This window comes from Glutamicibacter sp. AGC84 (genome assembly GCF_053543575.1).
This window is the reverse complement of record NZ_JBLVOC010000020.1, coordinates 89,819-97,945: the sequence shown is the minus strand read 5'-3', so window position 1 is coordinate 97,945 and position 8,127 is coordinate 89,819. Positions and strand designations below refer to the sequence as shown.

The window sequence follows — 8,127 nt, the reverse complement described above, 5'->3', positions numbered from 1 at the left end:
CTGCTGCTCGGCGGGTTTTTCTCTTGCCTTGGCTACTTCACCCGCAGCAGCTCAGCGCCCACTGCTTCCCTGCGCAATTCGAAAAGCAGAAGGCTCCCCTCAGTGTCCGAGGCTTCCCCAAGCGCGGTATGGAACACCTTGAAGCTCAGTACCGCGGGGCAGTTGCGTGCGAACATCTGGGCCACGGCAGCAGGCCGGGAGCGCTGGCCCGGGGCGTCGAAGACCATATCGGTAAATCCTTCGGGAACCCAGCGTGCACCGAGCTTGTCGTCGCCATCCAGGGAAGCTTCCTGCTGCTTTTCCCAGCGTTCAACAATCCGTTCTTCCGAGACATCCTGCGGCGCGTACGCCTCCACGATCTGAATCTCGTATCCGGCTTCCTCCAGCTGAGCGGCTAGCTTCTGCGCTGAATCCTCGGACGCAAGGACCTTGTCAATGACGACATTCAGCCCTTGCTCGAAGCATGCGGCACGCAGGTTCTCGCTGAGCATGGAAGATTCCTCATGCACCAGGCTCGCCATGTCCATCGGGAAGAACTGCTCACCGCGCTGCTCGCGCTCCCTGACTTCCCGAGGCTTGAAGAATCCTTCGTAGGTTCCGTCTTCTTGCGCTTCGCGCATCAGGTTCGCCTTGAATTCATCGGCATCGATCACCACATAGTCATCCTCGTGCCCGCCAAGCAGTTCGCGCAGCAGGCTGCTCTTGCCGGCTCCCGGAGCTCCGGCAAGCACAACAGCTTGGCGCTGCGCTTTGGCGCTGCCCGATGCCCGCAGTTCCTGGTCGATCAACCGCCGGTGCAACTGATCGCGTTCCCCGATCGCCTTCCACGAGCCCGGGGCCACTTCTTCGAACCAGTCAGGGTTGCGCACGGAGATGAACGGTGAATCATTGGCCAGCACTTCTCCGGGCTCATTGAGTTGAGCAATAGTCTTCAGGTGGTCGGTGATTTCTTGGTCATCTGCCATATTCGAATCCTAATCGGGAATTATCGCGATGACCCCACAGCACGCTGACAGCCGGTTATCGTATAGTTCGATGTTGGGCCCAGTGCCCGCGCACGACGTTAAGGAGACCCATGGCTACCGCACCGCTACCATCTGCAGGCAAAGGCCGAGCCGGGCGAACCTTCGCGCACATCGGCACCGAGCGCACTCGCTGGCGCGGGCTGATCCACGCCTGGTCCACCCCGGGCATCATCATCATGAGCCTGGTGCTGGTCGTACTGGCCAACGGACGCTTGGCGGAATGGACCACCGCGGTCTTCGCGCTCTGCTCGATCCTGCTCTTCGGCACCTCGGCTCTTTACCATCGTGGCAACTGGACCGACAAGGTGATGGGGCTCTTCCGCCGGGCCGACCATGCGAACATCTTCCTGCTCATTGCCGGCACCTACACTCCGGTAGCAGCATTGACCTTGCCCGGTCCGCAGGCGATCATCGTGCTGTCCGTCATCTGGGCCGGTGCACTGGCCGGCATTGCCATCAAGTCATTCTGGCCCGCGGCACCCCGCTGGGTTGGAGTCAGCCTCTACATCCTGCTCGGGTGGGGCGCATTGATGCAGTTGCCAGCGTTCTGGGCCGCGAACCCCGCGGTGATGATCCTGATTCTCGCTGGCGGCCTGGCCTACACGATCGGTGCGGTTTTCTACGCCACGAAGCGGCCAAATCCGCTGCCGAGCATTTTCGGATTCCACGAGCTCTTCCATGCCTGCACCGTCATGGCCTTCCTGTGCCACTGGACGGCTGTGCTTCTGGTGGCCCTGTAAGCGCGCGAACCCGCTGGAAAAAGAGATCGCCGCAAGCTCCACGAGAGAGCTTGCGGCGATCTTTGGCTGAATCCGAGGCGGGACTAGCGCTGGCCGTAGCGCTTTCGCACGACCACGAGGCCGATCAGCGAAATCACGGCAATTGCCATGTAGTACAGGCTCGGTGCATCCAGCGACCCGGTCAGGTCCAGCAGCCACGTCAGTACCAGCGGGGCGATTCCGCCCAATAGGGTCACGCCCACGTTGTAGGCCACCGACAGGCCCGAACCACGGATGGCAGCCGGGAAGAGATTGGAGAGCAACGCCGGCAGCGGACCGAAATAGAAGGACATGATCACGCCGAGAACCGCGATCACGATCACCATCACGATTACGCTCGGGTTCGAGGTCATCAGCTTGAACAGCGGGTAGGCCAGCACGAACGCCGCGACCGCTGCGTAGGTCATCACCCGGGCCGGGCCAATGCGGTCAGCCAGATGGCCCACCAGCGGGACGCCGCACAATGTGATGATGCCCGCCGAGATGCCGCCCAGGAAGGCCGCGTCGGCAGGGATCTTCAGGTTCGTGACGGCGAAGGTCGGCATGTACAGGATCATGTACACCGAAATCGTGGCCACGCCAATGGTTGCCGCTGCGGCCAGCAGGCGGCCGTAGTGCTGGGTGAACAGCGTGCCCAGTGGCGATTTTTCCTTGGCGGCGGAAACGAACTCGTCGGTTTCATCCAGCTTGGCGCGGATGTACAGGCCTACCGGCCCGATCAGCAGGCCAACGAAGAACGGCACGCGCCAGCCCCAGCTTTCCAGGGCTTCCTGGCTCAGGCCGGTGGTCAGGAAGTAGCCGAAGGCAGAAGCCAGCAGCATGGATGCACCCTGGCTGGCGACCTGCCACGAAGAGTAGAACGCCTTCTTGTGCGGTGCGGTTTCGATCAGGAATGCAGTGGCCGTGCCGAACTCGCCACCGGCAGAGAAGCCCTGGATCATGCGCGAGAGCAGGATGATCAAGGCACCGGCTACGCCCGCCACCTCATAGGGCGGCGCCACGGCCATGATCAGCGTACCGAGCATCATCAAGCCCAGGGTGAGGGTCAGCGCGTTCTTGCGTCCCTTGCGGTCGGCGTAGCTGCCCAGGACCATGCCGCCCAGGGGGCGGATCAGGTAGGAAATCGCGAAGGTGGCGAAGGTGAGAATCAGCGCGAACGTGCCGTCCGATTCCGGATAGAACACCTTGGCAATGGTGGTCGCGAAGGTGGCATAGACAATGATGTCGAACCATTCCAGCGCCGCGCCAATGGAACTGGAAATGACCGCCTTGCGGGCTTTGACGATCTGCTCGGGTGTCGCCTTCACCTCGGCGCTCACGAGCTGACCTGCGCAATCAGTGAATCGATGAAGTTCTCGCATGCCACGATCTGCTCCAGCTCGATGTATTCGTCCGGAGCGTGGGCCTGGGCGATATCGCCAGGACCGCACACCACGGTGGGAATGCCGGCCGCGGCGAACAGCCCGGCCTCCGTGCCATAGGTGACCTTTTCATCGGTGGCAATGGCGCCGCAGGCGGCCGCGAAGGACACGATCCCTTCCTCCGCAGCGGTATCCAGTCCCGGAGCGCCCGCCTGCTGGGAGAACTCCACGGAGCAGCTCGGGTTCTGCTCGCGCATCTGGGCTTCCAGCTTGGCCGCTTCTTCGCGCAAGCGCGCGGTCAGCGCCTCGCGGTCCACCACCGCGAGCGAGCGGTACTCGAAGAACACGACCGCCTGCGAGGGAATGGTGTTCACCGCGATGCCGCCGTCGAACTTGTTCACGTTCATGGTGGTGGTCGGTTCGATGAACGCTTCATCGCGCGGGCCGTGGTTGCGCAGCTCGGCCGAAACCTCCTCGACGAAATTCGCGAAGCGCAGCGCATAGGAAATGGCGTTGACTCCCTCGGAAGGCAGCGAGGAGTGCGCTGCGACGCCGTTGAATTCGGCGCGGAAAACGTTCATCGACTTGTGGCCGCGGATCGCCCGCATGCTCGATGGCTCCCCCACGAAGCATCCGCGAGGCGCCAGCTTCTCGTCAACAATTCTCTGCACCAGCGACACCGCCCCGACGCAGCCGACTTCTTCGTCGTAGGACAGCGCCAGGTGGATTGGTTCGGCAAGTTCTGCGCCGGTGAACTGGTCCAGCTTGGCCAGGATCACCCCGAGGAAGCCCTTCATGTCGCAGGTGCCGCGGCCATAGAGCTTGCCTGCGCGCACCTGGGCGTCGAATGGATCGCTGCTCCATTTCTGCCCGTCCACTGGCACCACGTCGGTGTGCCCGGAAAGCACAATGCCGCCGGTGCGGGTTCCATCGGCGGCGGGGATGGTGGCCAGCAGATTGGCCTTGGTGCCCTCTTCGTTGTGGATCAGCTGGGAGCTGATGCCATAGGCGTCCAGCTTCTTCACGACATTCCCGATCAGCGCAAGGTTGCTGTCGCGGCTAGTGGTGTCCACGGCGATGAGCTCGTGGATTTCTTTCATGCTTGCTTCGCTGGGCGCGGGCATTTCAGCTCCTGGTTCTAGGCGATGATGCTATGGATTCATGTTTCCATATTGCTCCCGCACCACCTAGAAGATGTCAAAGAATGGCCTCTGGCTAGTCGGGAATAACGCCGGCACCACGCAGATAGTGCATGATCGCGTTCCCGGAGGCGGCTTGCTGGCGAGCAGATTGCCGTGAATAGGATCCTCGAACAGCTGGGCGCCAGGCACCGGCCCATCTAGTCTGGCCGGGACCGGTAGAATTGGAAGTCCAGCCCCTCGCAACAGAACAGCTCATGCGCGGTTGCCATGCGCTTGAGCAACGCTGATCGACAGGGCCATCCCATCGCTTCCCATTCCGCCACCGCCCCTGTGACCGTTTCCTGGGACCACGAAGGAACCAGCACCACGGCCATCTGGCTGTCCGCCAATTCCCGCCGGGCACCAGCACACATCGTGGTGGCCGATGACCGCTTGAGCGCGGATGCGGCCATGCGCCACGCGGCCCGCGGCACGGCCATGCTGTGGACCGGCGACTTCCACAACGCCAAGCAGCTGCTCGCCGCCATGGACCGGCGCATGGCGGCCGCCAACGCGGCCAAGGCCAGCAGCGCGAAGGCCAAGAAGAAGGTCCTGGATGATGCGCAGAAGTTCTACGCCATCCGGCAGGCCCGGGCCCAGCGTTCGCGGATGCTGTCGCTGATCCTGGTTCCCTTGGATTTCCAGGCCGAGGACGGCCTGGCCGTCCTGGACTTGCCCCGGGCGCCGATCGTCGGTCCGGCGGTGGCATTCGGCTACGAGCAGGCCGCAGACCTGGCAGGTCACCGGGCTGTGGCCAGCCTGCAGGAACTAGCTGGCATGCTCAGTGCCCACCAGTGGTTCCTGAAGGGCGTGGACGTTCCGGCCCTGGGAGCGAAAATCCACCCGGCCTACGGGACCTTCATGCCCACCCGCCAGGAATATGTGGATCTGGTGGCGGTGGCCCCGCTGGAGGACCTCTCGCTGGCTTTCGACATCGGCACCGGAACCGGAGTGCTCTCGGCAGTGCTGGCCCGCCGCGGAGTCAAGCAGGTCATCGGCACCGACATCCACCAGCGTGCGGTGGACTGCGCCAACGACAACTTCGCGCGCTTGGGCATTTCCGGCGCCGCCCGTGCGCAACTGACCAGCATGTTCCCCGAAGGCCGGGCCCCGCTGGTCGTGTGCAATCCCCCGTGGCTTCCGGGCAGCGCGCCAAGCACCCTGGATGCGGCCATCTACGATCCCGAGAGCAAGATGCTGATGCAGTTCCTGCGCGGATTGCCCGGTCACCTGACCGAGAACGGCGAAGGATGGCTGATCATCTCGGATCTCGCCGAGCTGCTGGGCTTGCGTACCCGCGCGCTGCTGCTGGAGGCCATCGAGGCGGCAGGCCTGGAAGTCATCGACAAGATCGACACCGCGCCAAGGCACCACCGCGCACAGGATGCCCAGGACGTGCTGCATGCGGCCCGTTCGAAGGAAACCACTTCATTGTGGAGGCTCAAGGCCAAGTAGCCCCGGGTGCGTTCCAGACAGAAACGGCAAAGGCGCCCGCGGTATTCGCGGGCACCTTTGCCGTTTAAGTTCCTGCGTGCCGGTTGCTACTTGTCCAGGCCGTCGCGAACGTCCTTGGCCGCATCCTTGACTGACTCGCCGGCCTGCTTGGCTTTCGCAGCGGCTTGGTCCTTTACGCCTTCAGCCTGCAGCCGCTCATTGCCGGTCGCATCGCCTACGGATTCCTTGGCCTTGCCCGAAACTTCTTGCGCCTTGTTCTGGATCTTATCGCCTAGGCCCATTGGAAAATCTCCTTCTGCAGTTGATTCGACAGCGTACCTTCTCCAGCCTAATGGGCCGCGCAGATGATTCACCTGTCACGGGCCTCTGCATTAGCTGGCAGATTTTCCCGGTTCCTCCCTGGCTGCGCAATTGCGTGTAGCCTTGCACGTTCGTCCGACGATCACACCGTATCCAGCAATGCGCGAAGCTGTTCCTTGTACTCTTCGAAGGCGGTTCGCCCAGCGCGGGTCAAGGCAATGTAGGTCACTGGGCTGCGCCCCTCCAGGATCTTGTCCACCTTCACGTAGTCACCGTCTTCCAGCTTGCGCAAATGCGTGGCCAGATTACCCGAGGTCATCGACAGCAGGCCCTGCAGCTTGGGAAACGAGATGCTGTCCCCGGCCCGCAAGGTGTCCAGGACCGTGACGGTCCTCAGCCGTGCCTGGGCGTGGATCAGCGGGTCAAGCTCCTGCATGCCCACCCCGGATCAACGCTCCTGAGACCAGTTCCGGCTTGCTGCCGTGCAGCAGGCCCAGCACGATGAATCCCAGCCCGCCAACTGCACCGGCCAAGAGGTTATGCGGTGCCGGCGCGGCCAGTGAGAGCAGGGCAATAGCCAGGATCCAGGACCCGAAGACCAGCTGGGCCCGGTCGTTGAAGAGCACCGAGCCGGCAACCACGAGCACGCCGATCACCAGGCACAGGCCAGTGAGGGCAAAAGTCGCCATGCCCATTGAGCTCAGCCCCTCGGCATGCAGCCGCCAACCGAGCAAGGCGGTGATGATCATGCCCAGACTGAAAGTGTTGCCGTAGATCGCCCCTTGCGCCATCGACGGACCTTTGGTCCCCGAACCGCGCTTGGCCGAATGCACGCCGGAAGTCACGATCGCGATGAGGAATGAGGCAACTGCGGTGCCGATGCCAACCGCCGGCGGCAGCAGCGGCGAGCCCTGTGGCGCGAGTGCCAAGTAGAGCCCGAGGAAGGCAATGATCCAGGCACCGCCCCAGATGGAGAACAGCAGTTGCTGGTTCGGGCTCATGCCCTCGCGGGCTTGCTGTGCATCCGATTCGATTCCACGCAGAATGCGAGCCGGGTCGATGTCATTGCTGTTCGTGTTGTCCATGGCGCACTGCCTCCTTCGGCGATCACCGCCTCCGAGCCGCAAAGCAGTACGTGATGAAAACCACTTTGCATTACAAAGTTCAAGATAGCGCTAACGACGGCTTACCGCAAGAGGCGCATTCTGGCAGCTGCGCCTAATCGCACCCCGCCGTTTTCGACCCACGGCAGAAGCCGCAGGCCAGGGCCTTTCAAGAGCGATTGCACGTCGCATGGAAGCGAAGTGGATTTTTCCTGCAGCGCTCGGTTTGCGCTTGGCGCTATTTGCGCCCGAGCACGGCCACCAGGAAATCGGCGGCACGCAAATGGAAGTTCCAGGTCGAATAGCGTTGCTGCAGTGCCAGCCCCGCCTCCAAAGCGTCGGCCTCGAAGTCATCGAACCCGTAGCCGCGTCCCGAGCCGAAGCCGATGATCATGCGCCCGTCTGCCGCCAGATGCCCGCGCAGTTGCTGCAGCGCCGGGCGGCGTTCGGACTCGGAGAGGAAGGTGACGACATTGCCGGCAGAAACTATCAGGTCGAATTCCTGGTTCTCCCCCGCTGCGTCAGCGATGGTGAAGTCAGCCAGATTGCCGACCTGCCATTGGGCTTTGGGGTAATCTGCCCGGGCAACATCGATTAAATGCGGGTCGAGGTCCACGCCAACCACTTGGTGCCCTTGCTCGGAAAGCCAGCCGCCGATCCGCCCGGTCCCGCATCCGGCATCCAGAATTCTGCTGCCCCGGGCAACCATCGCGTCAACGGCGCGAGCTTCCCCGAAAATATCCTGGCCTTCGGCGGCAAGCGTGCGCCAGCGCTGGGCAAAATTCTGCGAGTGGTCCGGGTTCTTGCGAACGGTGGCGAGCCAAAGGTTTTCTTCTGGTGCAGTCATGCATCCAGTTTCGCACTTTCGCTGGCATTCGGCGATTGGCTGGCGCCGGCCGGGAATACGAAGAAGAGCGCTTCAA

9 protein-coding genes are annotated in these 8,127 nt (G+C 62.8%); 2 read left to right on the top strand and 7 right to left on the bottom strand.

All coding sequences use genetic code 11. The features are described 5' to 3' along the window. Positions 1-32 precede the first annotated feature (32 nt). Complete coding sequence (locus tag ACNPN0_RS12765; protein ID WP_448938601.1) at positions 33-965, bottom strand: zeta toxin family protein; 933 nt, start codon at positions 963-965, stop codon at positions 33-35. A gap of 110 nt (positions 966-1,075) precedes the next feature. On the opposite strand from ACNPN0_RS12765, the gene trhA reads away from it, so the two are divergent. Continuing rightward, positions 1,076-1,765, top strand: a complete 690-nt coding sequence (gene trhA, locus ACNPN0_RS12760) for a PAQR family membrane homeostasis protein TrhA (RefSeq protein ID WP_181148856.1) — start codon at positions 1,076-1,078, stop codon at positions 1,763-1,765. Between the two features lie 83 nt (positions 1,766-1,848). On the opposite strand, the gene ACNPN0_RS12755 is transcribed toward trhA, so the two are convergent. Together ACNPN0_RS12755 and argE are read right to left on the bottom strand one after the other, a co-directional pair. Continuing rightward, entirely contained in the window at positions 1,849-3,123 is a 1,275-nt protein-coding gene (locus ACNPN0_RS12755; protein WP_105657759.1) for an MFS transporter, read from the bottom strand. Continuing rightward, positions 3,120-4,289 carry an acetylornithine deacetylase gene (gene argE / locus ACNPN0_RS12750; protein ID WP_448938600.1) on the bottom strand — a complete coding sequence of 390 codons (1,170 nt, stop codon included), beginning with the start codon at positions 4,287-4,289 and terminating at the stop codon, positions 3,120-3,122. Before argE ends, ACNPN0_RS12755 begins: the two co-directional genes overlap by 4 nt. A 285-nt stretch (positions 4,290-4,574) precedes the next feature. On the opposite strand from argE, the gene ACNPN0_RS12745 reads away from it, so the two are divergent. After that, positions 4,575-5,801 (top strand): methyltransferase, encoded by a 1,227-nt coding sequence (locus ACNPN0_RS12745; RefSeq protein WP_448938599.1) that lies wholly within the window; start codon positions 4,575-4,577, stop codon positions 5,799-5,801. Between the two features lie 86 nt (positions 5,802-5,887). Here the strand turns inward: ACNPN0_RS12745 and ACNPN0_RS12740 are convergent, their stop codons facing one another. From ACNPN0_RS12740 to ACNPN0_RS12725, 4 genes are all read right to left on the bottom strand, one after another. Further along, on the bottom strand, positions 5,888-6,082 hold the full coding sequence (locus ACNPN0_RS12740) for a CsbD family protein (protein ID WP_332595170.1): 195 nt from the start codon (positions 6,080-6,082) through the stop codon (positions 5,888-5,890). Between the two features lie 161 nt (positions 6,083-6,243). Next, positions 6,244-6,537 (bottom strand): transcriptional regulator, encoded by a 294-nt coding sequence (locus tag ACNPN0_RS12735; RefSeq protein ID WP_402734985.1) that lies wholly within the window; start codon positions 6,535-6,537, stop codon positions 6,244-6,246. Further along, entirely contained in the window at positions 6,524-7,186 is a 663-nt protein-coding gene (locus ACNPN0_RS12730; protein ID WP_332489097.1) for a hypothetical protein, read from the bottom strand. The genes ACNPN0_RS12735 and ACNPN0_RS12730 overlap by 14 nt, the downstream gene beginning before the upstream one ends. 256 nt (positions 7,187-7,442) lie before the next feature. Further along, positions 7,443-8,051, bottom strand: a complete 609-nt coding sequence (locus tag ACNPN0_RS12725) for a class I SAM-dependent methyltransferase (protein WP_448938598.1) — start codon at positions 8,049-8,051, stop codon at positions 7,443-7,445. Positions 8,052-8,127 lie beyond the last annotated feature (76 nt).

What these genes read in the sequence shown, in the direction of transcription:
- ACNPN0_RS12765 (WP_448938601.1), bottom strand. Translation starts at nt 965, where the DNA reads ATGGCAGATGACCAAGAAATCACCGACCACCTGAAGACTATTGCTCAA.
- trhA (WP_181148856.1), top strand. Translation starts at nt 1,076, where the DNA reads ATGGCTACCGCACCGCTACCATCTGCAGGCAAAGGCCGAGCCGGGCGA.
- argE (WP_448938600.1), bottom strand. Translation starts at nt 4,289, where the DNA reads ATGCCCGCGCCCAGCGAAGCAAGCATGAAAGAAATCCACGAGCTCATC.
- ACNPN0_RS12745 (WP_448938599.1), top strand. Translation starts at nt 4,575, where the DNA reads ATGCGCTTGAGCAACGCTGATCGACAGGGCCATCCCATCGCTTCCCAT.
- ACNPN0_RS12740 (WP_332595170.1), bottom strand. Translation starts at nt 6,082, where the DNA reads ATGGGCCTAGGCGATAAGATCCAGAACAAGGCGCAAGAAGTTTCGGGC.
- ACNPN0_RS12735 (WP_402734985.1), bottom strand. Translation starts at nt 6,537, where the DNA reads ATGCAGGAGCTTGACCCGCTGATCCACGCCCAGGCACGGCTGAGGACC.
- ACNPN0_RS12730 (WP_332489097.1), bottom strand. Translation starts at nt 7,186, where the DNA reads ATGGACAACACGAACAGCAATGACATCGACCCGGCTCGCATTCTGCGT.
- ACNPN0_RS12725 (WP_448938598.1), bottom strand. Translation starts at nt 8,051, where the DNA reads ATGACTGCACCAGAAGAAAACCTTTGGCTCGCCACCGTTCGCAAGAAC.